General features: G+C 70.2%; 22 protein-coding genes. 14 read left to right on the forward strand and 8 right to left on the reverse strand.

All coding sequences use genetic code 11. From position 1 onward, the window contains the following. Positions 1-39 precede the first annotated feature (39 nt). Positions 40-825 carry a hypothetical protein gene (locus FDA94_RS03160; protein WP_137245522.1) on the reverse strand — a complete coding sequence of 262 codons (786 nt, stop codon included), beginning with the start codon at positions 823-825 and terminating at the stop codon, positions 40-42. Positions 826-998: 173 nt separating this feature from the next. On the opposite strand from FDA94_RS03160, the gene FDA94_RS03165 reads away from it, so the two are divergent. The 3 genes from FDA94_RS03165 (at position 999) to FDA94_RS03175 (ending at position 2985) form a co-directional block, all read left to right on the forward strand. Continuing rightward, positions 999-1880 carry an ankyrin repeat domain-containing protein gene (locus FDA94_RS03165; RefSeq protein WP_137245523.1) on the forward strand — a complete coding sequence of 294 codons (882 nt, stop codon included), beginning with the start codon at positions 999-1001 and terminating at the stop codon, positions 1878-1880. 69 nt (positions 1881-1949) lie between these two features. Then, a complete protein-coding gene (locus FDA94_RS03170; protein ID WP_137245524.1) occupies positions 1950-2711 on the forward strand; it encodes an NAD(P)H-binding protein in 762 nt (253 codons plus the stop codon). A gap of 10 nt (positions 2712-2721) precedes the next feature. After that, a complete protein-coding gene (locus FDA94_RS03175; RefSeq protein WP_137245525.1) occupies positions 2722-2985 on the forward strand; it encodes a hypothetical protein in 264 nt (87 codons plus the stop codon). Here the strand turns inward: FDA94_RS03175 and FDA94_RS03180 are convergent. After that, on the reverse strand, positions 2892-3749 hold the full coding sequence (locus FDA94_RS03180; protein WP_212735178.1) for a 3-methyladenine DNA glycosylase: 858 nt from the start codon (positions 3747-3749) through the stop codon (positions 2892-2894). The two genes, FDA94_RS03175 and FDA94_RS03180, sit on opposite strands and share 94 nt — an antisense overlap. Positions 3750-3759: 10 nt before the next feature. On the opposite strand from FDA94_RS03180, the gene FDA94_RS03185 reads away from it, so the two are divergent. Next, positions 3760-4479 (forward strand): SDR family NAD(P)-dependent oxidoreductase, encoded by a 720-nt coding sequence (locus FDA94_RS03185; RefSeq protein WP_137245527.1) that lies wholly within the window; start codon positions 3760-3762, stop codon positions 4477-4479. A 137-nt stretch (positions 4480-4616) separates the two neighbouring features. Here FDA94_RS03185 and FDA94_RS03190 read toward each other — a convergent pair whose 3' ends face one another. The 3 genes from FDA94_RS03190 to FDA94_RS03200 all read right to left on the reverse strand — a co-directional run bounded on the left by FDA94_RS03190 (position 4617) and on the right by FDA94_RS03200 (position 8802). Continuing rightward, on the reverse strand, positions 4617-5177 hold the full coding sequence (locus FDA94_RS03190; RefSeq protein ID WP_137245528.1) for an SRPBCC family protein: 561 nt from the start codon (positions 5175-5177) through the stop codon (positions 4617-4619). Then, positions 5174-5497, reverse strand: a complete 324-nt coding sequence (locus FDA94_RS03195) for an ArsR/SmtB family transcription factor (protein ID WP_137245793.1) — start codon at positions 5495-5497, stop codon at positions 5174-5176. The genes FDA94_RS03190 and FDA94_RS03195 overlap by 4 nt, the downstream gene beginning before the upstream one ends. Before the next feature lie 119 nt (positions 5498-5616). Further along, positions 5617-8802: an amidase family protein gene (locus FDA94_RS03200; protein WP_170990765.1), complete on the reverse strand. Its 3186-nt coding sequence runs from the start codon at positions 8800-8802 to the stop codon at positions 5617-5619. Between the two features lie 122 nt (positions 8803-8924). Here FDA94_RS03200 and FDA94_RS03205 point away from each other — a divergent pair, with 122 nt between their 5' ends. After that, positions 8925-9443: an NUDIX domain-containing protein gene (locus FDA94_RS03205; RefSeq protein WP_137245530.1), complete on the forward strand. Its 519-nt coding sequence runs from the start codon at positions 8925-8927 to the stop codon at positions 9441-9443. A 2-nt stretch (positions 9444-9445) separates the two neighbouring features. Here FDA94_RS03205 and FDA94_RS03210 read toward each other — a convergent pair whose 3' ends face one another. Continuing rightward, positions 9446-11338: an acetate--CoA ligase gene (locus tag FDA94_RS03210; protein WP_137245531.1), complete on the reverse strand. Its 1893-nt coding sequence runs from the start codon at positions 11336-11338 to the stop codon at positions 9446-9448. A 54-nt stretch (positions 11339-11392) separates the two neighbouring features. Between FDA94_RS03210 and FDA94_RS03215 the strand changes: the two genes are divergently transcribed. Next, on the forward strand, positions 11393-12088 hold the full coding sequence (locus tag FDA94_RS03215; RefSeq protein WP_246059489.1) for an inositol monophosphatase family protein: 696 nt from the start codon (positions 11393-11395) through the stop codon (positions 12086-12088). On the opposite strand, the gene FDA94_RS03220 is transcribed toward FDA94_RS03215, so the two are convergent. Continuing rightward, positions 11997-12410: a hypothetical protein gene (locus FDA94_RS03220; RefSeq protein WP_137245533.1), complete on the reverse strand. Its 414-nt coding sequence runs from the start codon at positions 12408-12410 to the stop codon at positions 11997-11999. The two genes, FDA94_RS03215 and FDA94_RS03220, sit on opposite strands and share 92 nt — an antisense overlap. A gap of 267 nt (positions 12411-12677) precedes the next feature. Between FDA94_RS03220 and FDA94_RS40290 the strand changes: the two genes are divergently transcribed. The 8 genes from FDA94_RS40290 to FDA94_RS03260 all read left to right on the forward strand — a co-directional run bounded on the left by FDA94_RS40290 (position 12678) and on the right by FDA94_RS03260 (position 21090). Then, on the forward strand, positions 12678-14291 hold the full coding sequence (locus FDA94_RS40290) for a glucuronyl esterase domain-containing protein (protein WP_246059491.1): 1614 nt from the start codon (positions 12678-12680) through the stop codon (positions 14289-14291). 86 nt (positions 14292-14377) lie between these two features. Continuing rightward, on the forward strand, positions 14378-15148 hold the full coding sequence (locus FDA94_RS03230; RefSeq protein ID WP_137245534.1) for a neutral zinc metallopeptidase: 771 nt from the start codon (positions 14378-14380) through the stop codon (positions 15146-15148). A 13-nt stretch (positions 15149-15161) separates the two neighbouring features. After that, positions 15162-15944 (forward strand): hypothetical protein, encoded by a 783-nt coding sequence (locus FDA94_RS03235; RefSeq protein ID WP_137245535.1) that lies wholly within the window; start codon positions 15162-15164, stop codon positions 15942-15944. Between the two features lie 76 nt (positions 15945-16020). Further along, entirely contained in the window at positions 16021-16803 is a 783-nt protein-coding gene (locus tag FDA94_RS03240) for a neutral zinc metallopeptidase (protein WP_170990766.1), read from the forward strand. A gap of 76 nt (positions 16804-16879) precedes the next feature. Next, the gene (locus tag FDA94_RS03245; RefSeq protein ID WP_137245537.1) at positions 16880-17410 is read left to right on the forward strand and encodes a hypothetical protein; all 531 of its coding nucleotides are present in this window, start codon (positions 16880-16882) and stop codon (positions 17408-17410) included. 41 nt (positions 17411-17451) lie between these two features. Continuing rightward, a complete protein-coding gene (locus FDA94_RS03250; RefSeq protein WP_212735167.1) occupies positions 17452-18135 on the forward strand; it encodes a response regulator transcription factor in 684 nt (227 codons plus the stop codon). Then, entirely contained in the window at positions 18132-19487 is a 1356-nt protein-coding gene (locus FDA94_RS03255) for a sensor histidine kinase (protein WP_137245539.1), read from the forward strand. Before FDA94_RS03250 ends, FDA94_RS03255 begins: the two co-directional genes overlap by 4 nt. Positions 19488-19617: 130 nt before the next feature. Continuing rightward, the gene (locus FDA94_RS03260; RefSeq protein ID WP_137245540.1) at positions 19618-21090 is read left to right on the forward strand and encodes a serine/threonine-protein kinase; all 1473 of its coding nucleotides are present in this window, start codon (positions 19618-19620) and stop codon (positions 21088-21090) included. On the opposite strand, the gene FDA94_RS03265 is transcribed toward FDA94_RS03260, so the two are convergent. Then, entirely contained in the window at positions 21076-21786 is a 711-nt protein-coding gene (locus FDA94_RS03265) for a hypothetical protein (RefSeq protein ID WP_212735168.1), read from the reverse strand. The two genes, FDA94_RS03260 and FDA94_RS03265, sit on opposite strands and share 15 nt — an antisense overlap. Positions 21787-21791 lie beyond the last annotated feature (5 nt).

The raw sequence follows: 21791 nt of genomic DNA on the forward strand, positions 1-21791 counted from the left end.
CCGGCCCGGCTTCGTTACTGCTCCCGCCCACCCTGCTCCCTACGGCATCGAACGGCGGCTTCTGCGAAGGGCCAGGCCGGTCATCGCGGCGAGGACCACCGTGGCGCCGAAGAGCACGACCACCCGGCCGTCGGGACCGGCCGAACCGCCGCCACCGGTGGCGACGCCGCCTTCGGGGGTCTCCATCTCGGTCTCTTCGTCGATCGGCTCGTCGCCGGCCGCTTCCTCGGTGACGGTCTCGGTGACCGTCGCGGTCGGGGTCGGGGTCGTGGACGAACTGGGAGTGGCCGAGGTCCCGCCGTCGCCGACGACGACCTGGTAGGTGGTGAGATCGTCGCGGTTGAGCACCTCGCATTCGATCAACGGCTGCGAGGCCGTGAGGCCGAAGTTGATCGCGGCGGGACGGACGACACCGGTTCCTGCGGTGTTCGGCGTCGACGTCACCTGGGTGGTGCCCGTGGGGAGGGTGATCTCACCACCGGCCGCGACCGGACCGACGACGGCTCCCTCGCCGGTGCCCGAGGTGAAGCCGGGGAACTCGCTGATGCCGACGTAGGCGAACATCTTCGTCCCGGCGGGCAGCGCGTCGCCGGCGCGGATCCTGCCCGAGTCGGCATAGGTCGCGCGGTGCTGGAATGCCAGCGCGACGCCCGGCTGGGCGCCGGTGGGCATGGTGAGCTCGACGCGGATGTTCACGGTCTGCGCGGTTCCGCCGTCGGGAGTGCACTCGTATTCGACGATGTCGGTCGCCGCGTAGGCGGGCGGGCACAGCGACATGAGGCCCGCCAAGCCGATGGACGCGTATAAAGCTCGTCGAATGCGCACTGCCACTCCTCATTCCGCCAAGGCACATTGAAGACGGCCGGGTTCGCCATGGGGTTGACGACGACTCACGAATCACCGGCGGCCCCAAGGGTTCTGTCGGTGGCGATCGTTAGCGTTCGGGCGGTCGCACGGATTCGAAGGGAGGGCTCGCGGTGGGCGCGGAATGGTCTGGCATGGGTGGGTACGCGTGGTCTGACCTAAGCGAGGTCCGTGCCCGGCTGGCAGCCGGCGCCGATCCGAACGGGACTGACTACTGGGGCCCGGTCCTGTTCCAGGCGTCCGCCCACGGCAGCCCCGAGGTGGTCGCCGAACTGGCCGATCGGGTCGACGACGTCGACGCCTTCGACGAAGGCCACACCGCCCTGTGGTCGGCGGTCTTCCACCGCCGGCCCGACAACGCCCGCGCCCTGGTCGAGGCTGGCGCCGATCCGTGGCGTCCGATGATGGACGGGTGGTCCCCGGCCCGGCTCGCCCTCGCGGGCCCGACCCCCGACCTCTTCCCGCCGAGCGACCTCGCCCTCTCGCCCGAGGAGGCGGCGGCCGTGGCCCTGTCGGAAGACCTGATCACCGCACTGGAGGCCATCGAAGACGACGGCCACAGCATCACCTGCGTCGCGGGCGTCACCGCCGCCGAGGCGACGCGTCGGCTGGGCGGCACGGTCGTCGACGACGTCGACGATCGATTCGAGTGGGTCGTCGGCGTCACCGACGTGACCGGCGGCTGTGTGATCACCCAGCCGTGGGGCTGGCACGCGTCGGAGGAATCGCTGCTCAGAAAGCTCACCCGGGGCACCCGCGGCTACGCCCTGTACGCCAACCCCAAGAGCGGCGACCAGGGCGCCGGCGCGGTCGACGGCGAGATCACCGACTGGGACACGATCCTGGGCCTCGCTCCGCCCACCGACGCCGACCCGGCCGAAGAGACGCTCCGGAGGTTCCTCTACCAAGAACACGCGGAGGCCTACTGCTGCGGCTACGCCGGGCTCCGCCTCACCGACGCGCGCCCGATCCTGGGCCCGCCCGACCTCTGGGTGCGGCTGAGTCCCACCCGCTGAAAACCAGTGGCGCCGCGCCGGAGCCGGTCGGTTCACTGTCCGGCGGGTTTCCGCACACCGAGGAGTTTCATGTACGCAGTCACCGCCGCCACCGGCCACCTCGGCCGCCTGGTTCTCGACCGGCTCAAGGGTGACGTGGTCGCCGTCGCGCGGGACGTCTCCCGCGTCCCGTCGGGTGTCGAGGCGCGGCACGGCGACTACGACGACCCGAACAGCCTCCGCGCGGCGTTCGCGGGCGTCGACCGGCTGCTGCTGATCTCCTCCCCGGAACTCGACGCCGCCCGCCGGACCGCCCAGCACCGCAACGCGATCGACGCCGCCGTGGCGGCGGGCGTGACCGCCGTCGTCTACACGAGCTTCCTCGACGCCGACACCGTCGCGACCGGCATGACCGAGGCCCACCACGCCACCGAGCAGGCGATCTTCGCCGGCGGCCTGGCGTACACGATCCTGCGCAACCCGTTCTACGGCGACGCCTTCCTGCCCCAGGTCGCCGACGGCGTCATCCGCAGCAGCACCGGCGGCCGGGGCCTGAACACCGCCTTCCGCGAAGACCTTGCCCAGGCGGCGGCCAACGCCCTGACCGGCGAGGGCCACCTCGGCCGCGCCTACGACCTCACGGGCCCGCTGTGGACCTACCCGCAGGTCGCCGAGGCGCTGGGCATCGCCTACGAGGAGGTCCCCGACGCGGAACCCGGGCCGATGGCCTGGCTGAACGGGATGGTCCGCGCGGGCGCCCTCGAACGCCAGACCGGCGACCTGGAGTCGCTGCTGGGCCGCCCGGCCGAGACGGTGGTCGAGCGGCTGACGACCTTGCGCGGGATCTTCTAGGGTGCGGTCCGTGGGAGTCGTCAACGCCTATGTCAGCGTCCCGGCCGACTACCTGGCCGCCACCCCCTGGGAGTCGCTCGACCGCGACCTCCCCGACCACGAGGCCGACTACGTCAGAGACCACTACGAGCGGCTGCGGGCCTTCTTCGCCCGGGGCCGCCGAAGCGGGGCACGCCGTCGTCATCGTCCAGACGTGAGCCGGTCGCACCAGGCGATCAGTTCGGCGCGCAGCGGGGCCGCCCGGCCGGCGAATTCCCGCTGCGTCGCCGCGTAGGCCGTGCGGCCCTCGGCCGTCTCGATCGGGATCGGCTCGTAGCCCAGGTGCCGCAGGTCGTAGGGGCTGGCGCGCATGTCGACCGCTCTGATGTCCCAGGCCAGTTCGAAGCAGTCGGCCACCAGTTCGCCGGGCACCAGGGGCGAGAGTTTGACCGCCCACTTGTAGAGGTCCATGTTCGCGTGCAGGCAGCCGGGCTGTTCGGTCGCGGGCTGGAGTTCGCGCGAGAGCGGCAGCGCGTTCAGGGGCCGGGCCGGTTCGGTGAAGAAGCGGTAGGCGTCGAAGTGGGTGCACTTCAGCGGCCGTTCCTCGACGGCCGCGGCCACCCGCTGCGGCGACAGGCGGAGGGGCTGGGCGGAGTGCCTGATCTCCTCGGTCCGGTAGACCATGGCCCATTCGTGCATGCCGAAGCAGCCGAACTGACCGGCCCGGGAGGCGGTGCGCCGCAGCAGGTCGGCGATCCAGGTGATCGATTCGAGCCGCCGGGCGACCAGGTCGGCGACGTCGAGGGTCTGGCCGCCGGGGACGGCGACGTATCCGGTCCCGAAGTCGGCGGCGCCCTCCAGCACGGTGAACGCGCCGGGGTGCCAGCGCCGCAACCGGCTGGGGCGGTAGCCGTAGTAGCTGAACAGGAAGTCCTCGACCGGGTGGGCCTGGGATCGCCTGCGGCGTTCGAGGTGGGGCTCGATCCACGCGTCCACCCGGGTGTGGTGGGCCTCCTGGCGGGCCCGCCACTCTCGCTCCTCCAGCCTTGTCACGCGCATCATGCTAGACATGCGACGTACCTATGTGGTCACCGGAGGAGGCCGGGGGATCGGCCGGGCCATCGCCGAGCGGCTGTCACGTGACGGCCGGGTGGTGGTGGTCGACCTCGATCCGGGGCCGGTCGGGATCCCCGTGACGGGCGACGCGGCCGATCCGGCCGTCGCCGAGAGGGCCGCGGACTTGGCCGAGGAGCACGGCGATCTGGTCGGCTGGGTCAACAACGCGGCGATGTTCCGGGACGTGTCCCTGCATGATCATCCGCCCCGGGAGGTCCTCGACGTCATCGGGCTCAACCTCGATCCCGTCGTGGTGGGCTGCGCGGCGGCGATCAGGAGGTTCCTGCCGAAGAGCCGGGGCGCGATCGTCAACGTCTCCTCCCACCAGGCGCAGCGGCCGGTCAGGGGCGCGATGGCCTACGCGACGGCGAAGGCCGCCACCGAAGGTCTGACGAAGGCGCTCGCCGTCGACTACGGGCCTCAGGGGGTGCGGGTCAACGCGGTCGCGCTGGGCTCGATCTGGACCGAGCGCTACGGGGCGTACGAGCAGGAGCGCGAATGGGTGGAGGAGGAGATGCGCCGCCTCCACCCGATCGGGCGCGTCGGGCGGCCGGAGGAGGTCGCCGACACCGTCGCCTACCTGCTCTCCGACGCCGCCTCGTTCGTCAGCGGGGCCGTCGTGCCCGTCGACGGCGGGCGGTCGGTGCTCGGGCGTGACCCCGAGGAGCGATAGGTCGCGGAGCGATGCCGGGATAGGTCATGACCAGGCCCGACGGGTCGTAGTCGAGGCGGCGGTAGGTGTCGAACGCGTGCCGTCGCGGGCCTCGACGTTCCGTCAGGCGGCCGCTGCCGGGAGGCTCTCGAAGGGCTTCACCCCGCGTACTGCTGCAGGGCCATCTGCCGGGCCGTCTCGATCTCGTCGGGCGTCGCGGTGCCGGACGTCTCGATCGCCGTGACCCAGGCCGCGACCGTGGCCCGGCCGTATTCGGGGGTGACCTGGCCCTGCGCCTCCTTGCCGGTGAGGAAGAGCTCCAGGGCCAGGAACGCCTCGTCCCAGCCGGGGCCCACCCAGAGCGCGCCCGCGCCGCTCTGGGCCATCGCGAGCGGGACGGAGTGGATCAGTTCGAGCGTGGTCGCGTCGTCTTCAGCGGTCAGGGTGACCGTCACGATGCTCGTCTCGCCGCCGTAGGTGACCTTCAGCGACGGTTTCTCGCAGGTCAGGATCGTGCCCCCGGCCCCGCCCTCGGTGGTGAAGGCGCCGCCGGGCCGCAGGTCGCCGCTGACCGGGAGGAACCAGCGCTTCAGGCGTTCGGGGTCGGTCAGGGCGTCCCAGACGTCGTCGAGGGGGGAGCCGAAGTCGCGGCGCAGGACGACGGCGACGGTCTCGTCGTCGCGGGTGACCTCGCGGGAGGTCCAGCCTATGTCGATCATTTCCTTCTCCTCGTGCGGGCCAGCTCGGTCTCCAGGGCGTCGAGGCGCTGCGACCAGAAGCGGCGGAATCGGTCGAGCCACACGTCGACTTCCCCGAACGGGGCGGAGTCCACGACGTAGAGGCGTCGGGTGCCTTCGGCGCGCACGGTCGCGAAGCCGCTCTCGCGCAGCACCCGCAGGTGCTGCGCCACGGCCGAATGCGAGATCCCGAACTCGGCCCGCACGGTCGCGGTGATCGCGCCCGAGGTCAGCTCGCCCTCGCTGAGCAGCTCGATGATGCGGCGGCGCACGGGATCGCCCAACACGTCGAAGGCGTTCACCCGGCCGACTATGTCAGGCACGTCTTATATAAGTCAACACCGACTCTTGTGGCTCAGGACGTACACACGCGAAAAAAGAAGGGCCCGCGCGGGGAACGCGGGCCCTTCTCCACTGGTTGTCAGCCCTTGTAACGCGGGGCCAGGCGGTCGCCCGGCAGGCAGAACTCGCCCGTGAAGAACGTGCTCTCCGGGACGCAGCGCCACATGCTGGGGTTGGTGTAGCTGGGCGCGAGGCGGTCGTCGATCGCCTGCTCCAGCGCGTAGCCGCCGGACAGCAGCTGCGCCTCCGAGAAGGCGCCGCCGATCAGCGTCACCCCGATGGGGTTGCGGCCCGCCGAGCTCTGCTGCGCGCCATACCCGGCGGGGATGGTGAGCGCGGGGTAGCCGGCGCGGTCGGCGTAGCCGATCACGTTGCTGCCGCTCGGGACCAGGATCAGGTCGTAACCGCTCAGGACGCTGTCGAGGACGGCCTTGTTGGCGGCCTTGCCGGCCTCCAGGTCGGCCGTGTACTTGGCGTTCGTCGCGGGGTCGGACAGGTCGACCGCCTGGGCGGCCAGCAGCTGACCCTGCTGGTACTTCAGGCCCTCGACCGGGTTGGCGAGGTTGTAGTCGATGATGCTCTGCAGCGTCGTGCCCGGCTTGGCCTCCGCCAGGTAGGCGTTCAGGTCACGCTTGAACTCGGTCGCGACGACGCTGTCGGTCGCGGCCGGGGTGGCGATCGAGACCTGGGTGACGGTCGCGCCGAGGCCCTGCAGCTTGGCGACCGCCTCCTGGTAGGGGGCGCTCGTGCTGGAGACCACGGCGATCTTCTTGCCCTGCAGCGCGGTCGCCGACAGACCCGCCGTGTAGTCGACCGGGGTAGCCGGGTCGGCGATCACGTTGAGGATCGTCGCGGCGTCGCCGACGCTGCGGGTGATCGGGCCGGGGGCGTCCTGCGACGCGGCCACCGGCAGCACGCCGGCCGTGCTGACCAGGCCGACGGTCGGCTTGAGGCCCACCACGCCGGCCGCGTCGGCCGGGGCGAGGAGCTGCGCCGAGTCGGGCGAGGTCTCCATGCCGATGGTGATCGCGGCCAGACCCGAGGCGGTGGCCGCCGCGGCGCCGGCCGACGAACCCGCCGGGGTCTTGTCGGTGTCGTTCGGGAGCAGGACCTGGCCGCCGAGCGAGGAGTAGCCCTTGGGCAGGTTGGCGTCGAAGACGCCGTTCAGCTCGGTGACGTTGGTCTTGCCGAGCACGATCGCGCCGGCGGCCTTCAGCTTCGCCGCGATGGCCGAGTCGTCGGCGGGCTTGAGGCCCTGGAGGGCGATCGAGCCGCCCGTGGTCGACAGCGACGTGGCGTCGATCGTGTCGTTGAGCAGCACCGGCAGGCCCCAGAGCGCGGGACGCAGCGGGCGCGTGTCGTTCGGGCTGGTCGGCTCGCCGGTGCGGTACTTCCACCGCTCCTGGTCGAGCTTGCGGGCCTCCTTGATCGCGTCGGCGTTGATCTCACGCACGGCCTGGAGGGCGGGGCCCTCGGCGTTGGTCAGCGCGATGCGGTCGAGGTAGGCGCGGGTGAGCTCCTCGGCCGAGACCTCGTCCTTGTTCAGCTTCTGGATCAGGCTCTGCGCCGTCTCGGTCTCCAGCGAGAAGCCGAGCGGACGGGAGTCGTAGCCGGTCACCTTGAGGACGGCGTCGTAGTCGGGGTTGCAGGCGCCGCGCGCGGCGAACGGCGGGGCCGGGGTCGTCTTGGCGCAGCGGTACATGCTCGGGTTGACCAGCGAGGCGGGCTGACGGAGCTTGGTGGCCTGCTCGATGACGTAGGCGACGCCGAGGATGTCGAACTCGTCGTAGGCGGCGCCGTGGACCTGCACGTTCTGGGCGCGGCGCTGGGTCGCGGTGTAGCCCATCGGGATCGTGATGGTCGGGTAACCGGCCTGCGGGGCGCTCGGCGTGCTGCCCAGGATGGCGATGACCGGGTCGGCCGGCTGCGCCGGGTTCGAGTTGGTGTAGGTCATCATGTCGTCGATGGCCTTGTGCCAGGCGGCCTTACGGATCGCGAGGTTGGTCCGGTACGCCTGCTCGTTGGCGCCGCCCGGGGTCACGTCCGACAACGACGAGTTCAGGTGGTTGACGTTGCCGAACTTCAGCGCCTGGTGCGCCTCGGCCTGGTTGACCTGCACCTCTTCGACGAGCGACTTGATGGGCGCGTTCGGGCCGAGCCGCTTGTAGTACTCGTCGATGCTCTTGTGCTGCTCGTAGCCGCTGGGCAGCGCGGGCAGCGACGGGATCGTCGCCGTCGGGCGGGGCACCATGACGGCGCCGGCGGCGACCAGGGCGTCGTACGCGATCTTGAGCGGGCTGCCCTCGGTGAGGGTGCCGTTGTAACCGATCTTCTTGCCCCGGACGAAGTCGAGGTCGAGGGCCTTCATGTAGTCGGGCAGCGTGGCGGGGAGCGCCGGGATGATGCCCTTCTCGATGTAGTCGTCGCCGAACATGGCCTTGTACCCGGCGTCGGCCACCGGGTCGGGCCCGGCGATCGAGGCCAGCGTGAGCGCGGCGTCGGAGACGCTGCGGACCATCGGGCCGGCGATGTCCTGCGAGGCCGAGATGGGCGCGATGCCGTACCCGGGGACGAGGCCGACGGTGGGGCGGAGACCGACCAGAGACTGCGTGTTCGACGGGGAGATGATCGAACCCGAGGTCTCGGTGCCGATGCCCAGCGTCGACAGGGCCGCGGCCATGGCCGCGCCGGTGCCCGACGACGAACCCGAGGGGTTCTGGTCGGCGTCGATGCCGTTGATGACCTGGCCGCCGTAGTTGCCGAAGCCGGAGGGCTGGTTGCCGAAGCTGTTGGCGTACTCCGACAGGCCCACCTTGCCGAGGATCACGACGCCGCGTTCCTTCAGCTTCTTGGTGATGCCGGCGTCGCTCTCGGGGAACGACTGCCGCAGCGACCAGTTGTTCGCCGTCGTGGGCATGCCCTCGACGTCGATCAGGTCCTTGAGCAGGATCGGCAGCCCCATGGCCGGGCCGAGCGACTTGCCCTTCTTACGGAGGCGGTCGTACGCCTCCGCTTCCTTTAACGCGTTCGGGTTGAGGTCGGTGACCGCGTTGAGCCCCGGCCCGCGCTTGTTCAGCGCGGTGATCCGGTCGATGTACGCCTTGGTCAGCTCGACGGAGGTGAGTTTGCCGGCGGCCATGAGGGAGATGGCCTCGACACCGGTCAGCGTTTCGAGGTCGAGCTCGACCTTGGCGGCTGCCGGCTGGGCGTGCAGTGTGACGAGGGCGAGGGAGAGGGTGGTGAGGGAGATCAGGACTTTGCGCACCAGGTGCTCCTTGTGGAACCAGGTAATGCGCTGGACGCTATAGATCATCCGTTACGGTGATATGTCATATATGTTCCTTGGGCGAAACCGCCCGTACTGATGGGTTCATTACGGTGAGCCACATGGTCGAGCAGATCTCCACCCGCGTCGTGTACGCCAACGCCTGGATGACCGTCCACGAAGACGAGATCGTCCTGCCCGACGGCACCCCTGGCATCTACGGCTACGTCGAACGCTCCGACTTCGTGCTGGTCATCCCCGAGGAGAACGACGGCTTCCACCTGGTCGAGGAGTACCGCTACCCGATCAGGCGCCGCTCGTGGAGCTTCCCCCAGGGCTCGGCGAAGGCCCCCACCCGCGAAGCCGAGGCCCGCATCGAACTCGCGGAGGAGACCGGCCTGCGGGCCGAGAACCTGCGGTTCCTCGGCCGGCTCGACAACTCCCACGGCCTGAGCACCCAGTCGATGCACGCCTTCGTGGCGACCGGCCTGACCGCCGGCGAGACGGCTCGCGAGGTCACCGAACAGGACATGCGCCAGAAGTGGGTGTCACGCGCGGATTTCGAGCAGATGATCCTGTGCGGCGACGTTACCGACGCGTCATCTGTGGCGGCCTACGGCCTGCTGCGGCTGCGCGGCTGAGCTCAGGAGGGGTCAGGGCGGAGCACCGGGCGCAGGTTCTCCAGAACCGACGGGTCTTCGATCGTCGACGGCATCGGTTCCTCGCGGCCGTCGGCGAGGGCGCGCATCGAGCGGCGGAGGATCTTGCCCGAGCGGGTCTTCGGCAGGGCCGGGACGATCGCCACGTCGCGGAAGGCCGCCACCGGGCCGATCTCGCGGCGGACCGCGTGGATCAGGTCGTCGGCGAGCCGGGCCGGGGTGATGTCGGCGCCCGCCTTGAGGACCACCAGCCCCAGCGGGACCTGGCCTTTGACCTGGTCTGACACGCCGATGACCGCGCATTCGGCCACGGCCGGGTGGGCGGCGAGGACCGTCTCCATCGTGCCGGTCGACAGGCGGTGGCCGGCGACGTTGATCACGTCGTCGGTGCGGCCCATGACGTACAGGTAGCCGTCGTCGTCGAGGTAGCCGCCGTCGCCGGTCAGGTAGTGGCCCGGGTGGCGGGTCAGGTATTCGCGGATGTAGCGCTCGTCGTCGTGCCACAGGGTCGGCAGCGAGCCCGGAGGCAGGGGGAGTTTGAGGGTGATCGCGCCGTCGTTCTGGATCTGGACGTCCCAGCCGGGCAGCGGGACCGTCGCCGAGCCCGGTTTGGTGGGCAGGGGCTCCAGGCCGCGGGGATTGGCGGCGATGGGCCAGCCGGTCTCGGTCTGCCACCAGTGGTCGACGACCGGCACGCCCAGGCGCTCGCTCGCCCAGTGGTAGGTGTCGGGGTCGAGGCGTTCCCCGGCCAGGTAGAGGGCGCGGAAGGTCTTCAGGTCGCCGATCAGCGTGCCGTCGGGGTCGACGCGTTTGATCGCCCGCAGGGCGGTGGGCGCGGTGAACAGGGTGACCACGCCGTGTTCGGCGACGACCCGCCAGAAGGCCCCGGCGTCGGGGGTGCCGACGGGTTTGCCCTCGTAGAGGACGGTGGTGGCGCCGATGAGGAGAGGGGCGTACACGATGTAGCTGTGGCCGACCACCCAGCCCACGTCGGAGGCGGTCCACCAGACCTCGCCCGGCGCGATGTCGTAGACGTTCAGCATCGACCAGGCCAGCGCGACCGCGTGGCCGCCGGTGTCGCGCACGATGCCCTTCGGGCGGCCGGTCGTGCCCGAGGTGTAGAGGATGTAGAGCGGGTCGGTCGCCTTCATCGGCACCGGATCGGCCGGTGACGCGGTCGACATCAGCTCGAACCAGTCGACGTCGCGTTCGTCCATGCGGGCGACCCCCTGGTCGCGCTGGAGCATGACGATGACGTCGGGGCGGTGCCGGGACAGACTGAGGGCCTGGTCGATGATCGGGCGATATTCGACGGTACGGTTCGGCTCAAGCCCGCACGAGGCGGCCACGATGGCCTTGGGGGCGGCGTCGTCGATGCGGGCGGCCAGCTCACGCGGCGCGAACCCGCCGAACACGACCGAGTGGATCGCCCCGATCCGCGCGCAGGCCAGCATCGCGATCACCGCCTCGGGCACCATCGGCATGTAGATCACGACCCGGTCGCCCACGCCCACCCCGAGCGACCTGAGCCCACCGGCGAACCGGGCGACCTGATCTTGGAGCTGCTCGTAGGTGAACCGCCGGACCTGGCCGGTCATCGCGCTGTCCCAGATGAGCGCGGTCTGCCCGCCCCGGCCCGTGGCGACGTGCCGGTCGAGGCAGTTGTACGCGGTGTTCAGCTCCCCGTCGGGAAACCAGCGGTAGAGCGGGGCGGCCGAGTCGTCGAGCGCCCTGGAGGGCGGGGTGACCCAGTCGACCGCGCGGGCGGCCTTCAGCCAGAACGTCTCCGGATCGGCCAGGCTGCGCCGGTACACGTCTCGATAGTCGGCCATGAACTTCACAGTACGCCTGCCCTGTTCCCGGGTCAGGATGGACATATGAGTCTTTCTGATACAGAACTCGCCATTGCCGCTGCCGAAGCGGGTGCCGCCGTGGTCCGCTCCCTTTACGGCAAGCCGGTGCCCCGATACGACAAGACGTCCGTCGACTTCGCCACCGCCGCCGACCTGGAGGCCGAGCAGGCGATCCTGGACGTGATCAGGGAACACCGCCCCGACGACGCCTTCCTCGGCGAGGAGTCCGGCCTGAGCGGCTCCTCCGACCGGACGTGGATGGTCGACGCCCTGTGCGGCACCCTGAACTTCGCCGCCCAGACCCCCTTGATCGCCGTGAACGTCGCCCTCCGCGTCGGCGGCCGGGACGTGGCCGCGGCGGCGGCCGACCCGATCAGTGGGGAGGTCTTCTGGACCGACGGCGTCCGCGCCCAGCTCGGCGACCAGCGCTTGACCCCCTCGCCCGCTTCGAAGTTGGTCGACTTCAACCTCGACCCGCCCTACGGTGACCTGCTGTCGGTGATCGCGGCTCCCGGGTTCGCCGACAGGTTCAGCCCTCGGGTCATGTCGACGTCTTTGGCCTGTTTCTGGGTGGCGGCCGGCCGGCGGGTGGCCTATCTGAGCGACGGGGACAAGCGGGACAGCGTCCACTTCGCGGCGGCGCTGGCGGTGTGCCGGGCGGCGGGGTGCGTGGTGACCGACCTCAAGGGGGGTCCGTTCGAGACGGGGGAGGGTCTGCTGGTGGCGGCGGACCGGGAGACGCATGAGGCGCTGCTCGGGATGATTCCGCGTTGACCATGAGGGCGCGGGCGTGGGAGGCGAGCCTGCGGGTCTCGGCCCAGCGTGGATTCGCCTTCAGCGCCTCCTCGGTCCACGCGTCGTCGCCTTCGTCCGTGAGCACGGTCAGCAACCGGTTGATCTCGGCGAGAACCGCGTCGAGCTCGGGAGAGATCCAGCCCGCTTCGCGGAGGCTCCAGATGGCGGGATAGATGCCGTCGTAGTCGAGTGCGAGCTCGTCGACCGGCAGGCGCCCGTTCAGCCAGGCGATCTGCCGGTCGGCCGTCCAGGAGAGCTGCGTGAGGGTCTCACGCAGCTGAAAGTAGACCCAATCGGTCATGGCTGCCCCGCCGGCACCTGATCCGCTCCCACTCGATGCTGCTTCTGCCGTACCCCTGATCTTATCTCGGCCGAAACCTTTCGATCCGAAGCCCGTCTGAAACGCGATGATTTCAGCTAGTTTCGGCCGACGCTGAAATGTGCATCGACATCGGAGCAGGTCTAGGCCGTCCGGAGGGTCGAAAACGTTTCGTCCTGGCGTTGACGACTTTCGGGCCCCTTCACACACTGGGCCAGCCACCCACCACCCTCCCGAAGGGAGAGCCCAGTGTCCTTCCGCTCGATGGTCGTCGTGTGCACGACGGCCATCCTCACGATCGCCGGAGCGGTCGCACTGTCACCCGCCTCGGCGGCCTCCACGGTCGAGAACGAGGGCGCCGACTGCGCCATGACCCTGCCCGACGCCGGATCGCTCCCGACCAACTCCCGGCTCCCCGACCCGTTCAGACGGCTGGACAACACCCGGATCACCAGCAAGGCCGACTGGCGCTGCCGCCGGGAGGAGATCAAGCGCCTCTCGGAGCGCTTCGTCTACGGCGAGAAGCCGGCCAAGCCGTCGAGCGTCACGGGCACCGTCTCCCGGACCAGCATCACCGTCAACGTCTCCCACCAGGGCCGCAGCTCCAGTTTCTCCGCTCCGGTCGAGGTGCCCAGCGGCAACGGGCCGTTCCCCGTCGTCGTCGTGTACGGGGGATTCGGCGCCGACGTCAACGCCATCAAGGCCGCCGGGGTGGCCGTCATCAGGTACGACCCCTACACGGTCGGCCGCGAGGGCACCCCGCGCAACAACAAGCAGGGCGCCTTCTACAGCATCTACGGCGCGCAGAGCCAGACCGGGCTGCTGGTCGCCTGGGGCTGGGGCGTCTCCCGCATCATCGACGTCATCGAGTCGTCGGGCAGCGCCGTCCTCAAGGCCGACGCGACCGGCGTGACCGGATGCTCCCGCTTCGGCAAGGGCGCGTTCGTCGCGGGCGCGTTCGACCAGCGCATCGCGCTGACCATGCCGATCGAATCGGGGACGGCCGGCGTACCGATCCTTCGCGGGGTCCCGGGTGAGGGCGCGCAGAGCCTGAGCAGCGCCTACGGCGAGCAGCCGTGGTTCGGCGACGCGTTCGGCTCGTTCACCGGCAGCCCGGCGCGACTGCCCGTCGACACGCACTCGGTGGTCGCCATGATCGCTCCGCGCGGCCTGTATGTCATGGACAACCCCCACATCGCCAATCTCGGCCCGCGCTCGGCCAGCGTCGCGGCCCTGGCCGGAGCCGAGGTCTACAAGGCGCTCGGCGCGGGCGGCGACATCTCCTACTGGTCGGATGTCGCCGACGGCACCCACTGCGCCAACCGCGCGGAGTGGCGCGACCAGCTCACCAAGAACCTGCGCAAGCACCTGCTGAAGACCGGCAACGACGCGGGCGCGATCCGCGTCTCGTCGCGGGCGTCGGGCAACCTGGCCGAGTGGCGCGACTGGACCACCCCCACCCTGACCGACGGCCCGAACCCGACCCCCACGCCCACCCCCACCCCGACTCCGACGCCCACGCCGACCCCCACGCCCACCCCGACCCCCACGCCCACCCCGACCCCCGGTGGGGCGTGCTCGGCGACGTACCGGCAGGTCAACTCGTGGCCGCAGGGCTTCCAGGGTGAGGTGACGGTACGGGCCGGCACCGCCGCCGTCCAGGGCTGGACCGTGACCTGGACCTGGCCCGGTTCCCAGACCATCACCCAGATCTGGGGCGGGGTGCGGTCGGGCGCCGGTCAGAACGTGACGATCAGGAACGAGACCTACAACGGCAACCTCGGCGCCAACGCCAGCACCACGTTCGGCTTCACCGGCGGCGGCTCGGCCGTCACACCTGCTCTGACCTGCACCAGCCCGTGACATCCACCCGATGAGAGGGCCCGTGGCGACACGGGCCCTTTTCGTGACTTGCCGGTTTACAACGCTCCCGGCACGATGTGGGGCTTGTGAGACGAACCCTCATCCCCGGCCTGGTCTTAACCGTCGCCCTGGCAGGACTCGCGACGCCCGCACACGCAGACCCCGCCGACGACCCCCAGCTCACCAGGAACGCCCTCTACACGAGTGGGACGATCCCCCGTTCCACCTGCGCCGAGAAGCCGATCAAGCGGCGCAACGACGTGGCGGCCGCGAAGGCCTACGTCACCCTCCTGGTGGGGTGCCTCGACCGCGTGTGGTCCAAGCAGCTCGCCAAGGCGGGCGTCAAGTTCAGGAAGCCCAAGGTCAAGCTGCTCACGAAGGACCCGGCGAGCTACTGCGGGCTGAAGTGGGGCAAGGCCGACTACTCCGACTATTGCGAGGACAAGAGGGAGATCCTGTTCGTCCTCGACCGGACCCTGCTCAACGTCGACCCCGACGACCTGTGGCTCTGGATCTCGGTCGCCAGCAGGTACGCGGAGCACGTGCAGTACCTCACCGGCATCGAGAAGGCGATGTTCAAGGTCCTTCCGGAGGAGGGCGAACCCGGCTACGACGAGACCCTCCGCCGCACCTTCCTCCAGGCTTACTGCCTCACCGGCGCCTTCACCGGCAGCGTCTACCAGTCGATGCCGCGACGGGCGTCCGACTGGCGGAGCATCGTGAAGGACTGGGCCGGGCCCGGCGACAAGACCATGGGGAGTGTCAAGAGCGTCACCTACTGGATGAACCGCGGCTTCAACTCGCGCAACCCCAAGTACTGCAACACCTGGACCGCCTCGAACGCGCTGGTCGCGTGACGCTATGGGAATCATGAAGCGCACTCTCGTCCCCGCCCTGGTCCTGACCGTCGCCCTCGCCGGACTGCCGACCCCCGCGCACGCCGACCCGGCCGACGACCCCAGGCTCACCGACAACGCCCTCTACCACGCCGGACCGATCGCCCGCTCGACCTGCGCGGAGAAGCCGATCACCAGGCGGAACCACTATCCGACGGCCAAGGCCTACGTCACCTTCGCCGTGAAGTGCCTCGAACGCACGTGGACGAAGCACCTGGCCAAGGCGAAGTTCCCGTTCAAGAGGCCCAAGGTCTCGCTGCTCTCCAAGATCCCGGCGAGGTTCTGCGGCTACAAGCCGGGCAAGTACCTGATCTCCGACTACTGCGAGACGAACAGCACGATCCTGATCGTCCTCGACCGGCGGCTGCTCAACCTCGGCCCGAGCGACCTGTACATCTTCAACCTCACGTCGAGCCTCTACGCCGAGCACCTCCAGACCATCACCGGCATCGAGTCGGGCTGGTCGGCGACCTTCCCCGAAAAGGACGACCCCGGCTACGAGGACTACCAGGACGACATCACCCGGCGGGCCTACCTCCAGTCCTTCTGCTTCTCCGGCGCCTTCCTCGCGAGCGTCTACACGTCGATGCCGCGCGATACCGCCGACTGGAGGCACATCGTGCGGGAGCGGCAGAAGGAGGCGGGGGTGACCTACGGCTCGGCCAAGAACATCGGCTACTGGATGAACCGCGGGTTCAACTCGCGCAACCTCAAGTACTGCAACACCTGGTCGGCCTCCGCCTCGGCGGTCGCCTAACCGCGCGGCGCCCGCGGCCGAATCCCGCCGCGGGCCCTTGCGCGTTCTCGTCCGGGCCCGCCACGATCTTGGGCTTGTGCGACGAATTCTGCTCTCCGTCCTGGTGCTGTGCCTGGTGACGGCGGCGCCGGCCTACGCCGATCCGTCCAGAGACCACCGGCTCACCGACAACCCCCTCTACGCCGCGGGACCGATTCCCCGCTCCTCCTGCGCCGAGAAGCCGATCGGCCGACCCAACCACGTGCCGACCGCGCGGAAGTACGTGACTTTCGTGCTGGGCTGCCTCGACCGGGTCTGGTCCAGGCAACTCGCCAAGGCGGGCGTCACATACAAGAAGCCCAGGATCAGGATTCTCGACAAGGACCCCAAGAGCTACTGCGGTCAGGACTTCTGGGAGCCGGACCGCTTCTTCTCGCTCTACTGCGAGGACCGCAGAGAGATCATGATCGTGCTCGACCGTACCCTGCTCAGCCGGAATCCCGACGACCTGTACATCTTCACCCTTCTCGCACACCACTACGCCGAGCACGTGCAGTACCTCACCGGCATCGAACAGGCCATGTACCAGCACGACGAGAAGGACCGGCCCGAGCTCTGGGAGTACTTCCGCCGCTTCTACCTGCAGAGCGCCTGTCTCTCCGGCGCCTTCACCGGCAGCGTCTACCGGTCGATGCCGCGCGACGCGGCCGACTGGAAGGCCGTCGTGCGGGTGAAGGGCAAGGAGCAGAACATCTACTACGGGTCGGCGAAGGACATCTCGTACTGGATGAACCGCGGTTTCACCCTCCGTAACCCCGAGCACTGCAACACGTGGACCGCCATGAACTCGCTGGTCGCCGGGCCCTACTACCCGAGCTGAAATCTCAGGCTCTTGCCAAGAAGGGTCCCTATCGTCCCGAGCGCCACAACCGCTCACACGAAAGGGAATCCCTCCCATGCGGCGTAGTACCTTCGTCCCCGCTCTGCTCGGCGCGGCTCTGGCCGGCGCCACCCTGATCGCCGTCGCCCCCGCCTCGGCGACCACGGGCACCCCGTGCGAGAAGGCCCCCTGGCTCGGCCAGGTGCAGGGCAAGCCGGCGGGCCTCGGCGCGGGATCGCGGGCCGGCAACTACTTCTGGCACGACAAGAACGGCTTCCACCTGCGCATCACCCAGGCGAAGCCGCGCAAGGCGACGACCTACACCGGCACCATCACCTCGAACACCCCGATCCGCGACTTCAAGTGGGTCAAGCTCGAGGAGAAGCAGGACTCGGTCGTGCTGTCCGAGGACAAGCTCAGCATCACCTTCAAGGTCGTCAACCACGGCCGGCTCGACGGCTTCTCGTTCCGCACCACCTGCGCGGACACGCTGACCGTCTCGGGGCTGACCATCAACGCCAAGACGCTGCCGCTCGGCAAGGTCTACCTGGGCAAGACCAAGGCTCACCCGGCCTCCATCCCCTTCACGGTGCACCGTAAGGCCTAAACTGCCAGGTCCGGCCGCATATGGCCGGAGGAGGTAAGCAGATGGGCGCACACCGGATCCTGGCCGTGGACGACGACCCGGCGATCCTGCGGGTGCTGCGGCGGGGGCTCACCCTGGAGGGCTTCACCGTGGAGGCGGCCGGCGGCGGCCAGGCCGCGCTGGAGATAGCCGACCGGGTGGACGCGATCGTCCTGGACGTCTCGATGCCCGGTGTATCGGGCATCGAGGTGTGCGCCGAACTGCGCCGCCGGGGCTCCGAGGTCCCGATCCTCATGCTGTCGGCCCTCGACGAGGTCGCCGACCGCGTCGCCGGTCTCACCGCCGGGGCCGACGACTACATGGTCAAGCCGTTCGACCTCACCGAACTGGCGCTGCGGCTGCGGGCGCTGCTGCGCCGTTCGGGCGCGGCGACGCCGGTCGGGTCGGGCGTGCGGGCCGGCGGGCTGGTCCTCGACACCGACGGCCGGGGCGCCGTCTTCAACGGCCGGACGCTGGCCCTCACCCGGCGGGAGTTCGACCTGCTGGAGGTGCTGGCCAGGAACCACGGCATCGTGCTGTCGCGTGAGGTGCTGCTCGAACGCGTCTGGGGATACGACTTCGCGGTCACCGCCAACGCCGTGGAGACGTTCATCGGCTACCTGCGCAGAAAGCTCGAAGCCGAGGGCGAACCGAGGATCCTGGAAACGGTTCGTGGCGTCGGCTACGTCCTGCGGGTCCGGTCGTGAGGCTGTCGACCAGGTTCGCGCTGGGCGTGGCCGTGCTGATGCCGCTGCTGGTCGGATTGGCGGGCCTGCTCTTCGTCCGGCTGTCGGTCGACGACCTGCACACCGCCCGCGACGAGCGGCTGACCCAGCGCCTCCAGGCGTTCACCCCGCTGGCTCTGAACTACACGCAGCGCCCGGTCCGGCTCCGCCCGGCGGAGGGCGATCCGTCCGAGGGCCTGTACGTCGATCCCGTCCGGGGCCAGCCGCTCGTCATCGGCGCCGTCCCGCCGAAGCTGCCGGCCCCGGCGACGGCCCCCGCGACCGCCGGGACCTGGCGTTACGTCAGCACCGACCTGGGCCGACGGGGCCGCCTGTGGATCTTCGAGGAGCAGGGCCCGCTCGACGCCCAGATCTCCGACCTGTACGACCAGCTCCTGATCGCCACCCTGATCGCGCTGGCCGTGGGGGCCGCCGCCGGCCTGACCCTCGGCCGGTTCACGCTCCGCCCGCTGACCCGCCTGACCAAGGACGTGAAGGCGGGCAACGGCCGGCTGACCCGCAAAACCCGAGCCCGGGAGATCGACGAGCTCGCCGGCCTGGTCAACCGCCTGCTCGACCGCCGCGACGAGGCCGTCCACCGCACCGCCGAGGCGCTGGAGACCGCTCGCGCCTTCGCCGCCACCGCGGCCCACGAACTGCGCACCCCGCTGACCAGCATGGGCGGCAACATCGCCCTGCTCGGCTACCCGACCCTGCCGCCGGAGGACCGCGTCGAGGTCATCCGCGACCTGGCCATGGAACAGGCCCGGCTCGAACGCCTCATCACGATGCTCCGCCAGCTGGCCAGGGGCGAGCTCATGGAACCCGACTCGCTGAAGGACGTCGACCTGGCGGGGGTGAGCGAGGTGGCCGTACAGGAGGCGACCCGAAGGCACCGCCACGCCCGCTTCGTCGCCCACCTCCCCGACGCGGCCATGGTCAGAGGCTGGCCCGAGGGCCTGCGCATGATCGTCGACAACCTGCTGGAGAACGCGGCCGTCCACGGGGTCGGCCCCCACGGGACGGTCCGGGTGGAGCTGACGGTCCGGGTCGAGGGCACGGTGGCGCTGCTGCGCGTCGCCGACGACGGCCCCGGCATGCCCCGCGAACTGCACCAGGAGGCCTTCAACCGCTTCAGCCGGCGCGCGGGCAGCCCCGGGACGGGCCTCGGCCTGACTTTGATCCACCAGCAGGTGGTGCTGCACGGCGGCACGGTCGAGATCGAGCCGTCGTCGGGGCGGGGGCTGTCGGTGCTGGTCCAGATGCCGATCGCCTGGCGACCCGACGGGCCCAGCGACGGGCTGTCGTGGCTGTCGCTGCACCAGAAGATCTGATCACGCGTCTCCGCGCATCAGAAGATCCAGAGGTTGCCTGTACGCGCCAGATGTGACGTCACGGGTCGGGGTCGCCCGGCCGGCACGGCAGACTGACACCGATCTGTCAGCGCCAAGCAGGGACGGTGTCATGTCGACGGTCGACGACGCGTGGGCCGTCACGGTGCCGACCGGCTATCGGGTGGGGGAGTGGGAGGTCACCCGGCCGATCGCGTCCGGGAGCTGGGCCAGCGTCTACGAGGGCCGGCGGTCGTGCGGGCGGGTGTCGGCGCTGAAGTTCCTGCCGACCGGGACGGTCACCCGCAGGCAGGTGCGGCACCTGCGCGACATGGCCCAGCGTGAGATCCGGGCGCACGACCGGCTCCGGCACGACCGTCTCATCGGGCTGCACGAGATCATCACGGTCGACGACGCCGAACGTCCGGAGCTCGACGGGGCCTGTGTGCTGGTCACCGAGCGGGCCGAGCGGTCGCTGGCCGATCTGGTCACTCAAGGCGTTCCGGTACGCCGCACGCCCCGCATCCTGGCCGAGGTCTGCGAGGGTCTCGCGCACATGCACAGTGAGAAGTGGGTGCACGGCGACCTGAAGCCCAGCAACATCCTGCTGATGGCCGACGGGTCGGTGCGGCTGGCCGACTTCGGGCTGAGCGCCGAACTGCAGGGCACCCACGGCTACCTGCCGCCGATCGGGTCGATGGACCATCTGCCGCCGGAGCGCTGGGGCGAGCCCCTCACCGTGAAGGGGAACGCGGTCCGCACGTCGGCCGACATCTGGGCCCTCGGCGTCACCGCCTGCCAGCTGTTCACCGGGCGCTATCCGTTCGCCGCGCCGACCGCGCGGGGGCGCTACGTCGCCGCGGCCGAGTACGCCGCCGGGCACCGCGGCCTCGACCTGCCCGCGTCGATCCCCGAGGGCTGGCGGGCGTGGATCGCCGCGTGCCTGGCCCGGGACGTGCGGGCGCGGCCGACCGCCTTCGAGCTGCTGCACCGGGCGCGGGTGCTCAACGGCGCCCCCGATCCGACGACCCCGCTCCCGCGCCGGGTGGCCCGGTCGATCGTGGCCGGTCTTCTGGTCGTCGGCTGTACGGCCGCCTCGACCGTCCAGGACGTCTACCACGACCCCTTCGCGCGGTGGCTGAACCCGGCGGCGACCGACATCCCCGACCAGTACAAGGGACTGATCGTCGAGGCCGGCACGATGTGCGACGAGCCGGGGCTCAGCCCGGCCCTGGTCGCCGGGATGCTGAAGGTCGAGAGCGGCTTCGACCCCGGGCTGTCCGACCCGGCCGGCAACGAGTACGGCATCGCCCGCTGGACACCCGCCGTGCTGCAGTACTACCTGCCGAACGACCGGCGGGGCACCGTCCCGTCGCTGCCGCTCACGGTGGAGGACTCGATCCCGGCGGTCGGGCGCTACCTGTGCGTCAGGCTGCCGCTGATGTCGTCGGTGCCCGGCGACCCGGGGCTGCTGGGGGCGGCGGCGTTCCGGAGTTCCGACGACGTCATCCGCAGGGAGAACGGGGTGCCCGAGCGGATCCGCGCCCACGTCGAGAAGGTGCGGGCGGCCCGCGACCGCTATCTGCCCACGTCAGCCGTCGAGTAGCTTCAGGTGCTCTTCGCGGACGAGGTCGAAGCGCAGCGCGATCGACACCAGCGAGGCGCGCTGCCAGTCGGCCTTCCCGGCCTCGCCGTCGTGTCTGACGCGAAGCTTGGTGCGGGCCAGGTAGTCGATGTGGAAGTTGACGCCGGCACGGGTCAGGTCGGTGGCGCCGATCCGGTCGAGGATCTGCGGGACGGTGGGGATCACGGTCGAGGCGCAGTCGCGCAGCCGGGGCTCGCAGAGGGCCACCAGCACGAGGAAGTACTTGGCCGTCTCGTCGAGCGAGAACATCGACAGCGTCGGCTCGCCCTCGCGGGGCCGGTCACGGTCGACGAAGCTGTGCTGCGGCGCGAACACGAGGAACGCGCACTGGCCGACGGCGACCGGAAGGACGACCCGCGCGAACTCGAAGGGGATGGGCGCGGCGGCCCGGCCGGGCGCCACTTTGACGAACTCCCCGCCGCCCTCGGGGTTCTCGACGACCAGTGTGGCGTCGTGGCTGTGATTGGTCAGCAGCCAGAAGTCCTGAACCGCGGTGACGGCCCCGGCGAGGCGCGAGACCTCGGGGTGGACGAGCGGGAAGTCGACGGGCCGGCTCTCGGTGCCCCGGCCGAAGGTGGCCTCCTGGCCGGGGTTCAGCCAGAGGGTGCCCGAAGCGGATCTCTCGCCCTGCAGCAGAACTGTCCCGTCGGCGGCCACCCTCC

The organism is Herbidospora galbida, from assembly GCF_005233835.1.
GTDB lineage: Bacteria > Actinomycetota > Actinomycetes > Streptosporangiales > Streptosporangiaceae > Herbidospora > Herbidospora galbida.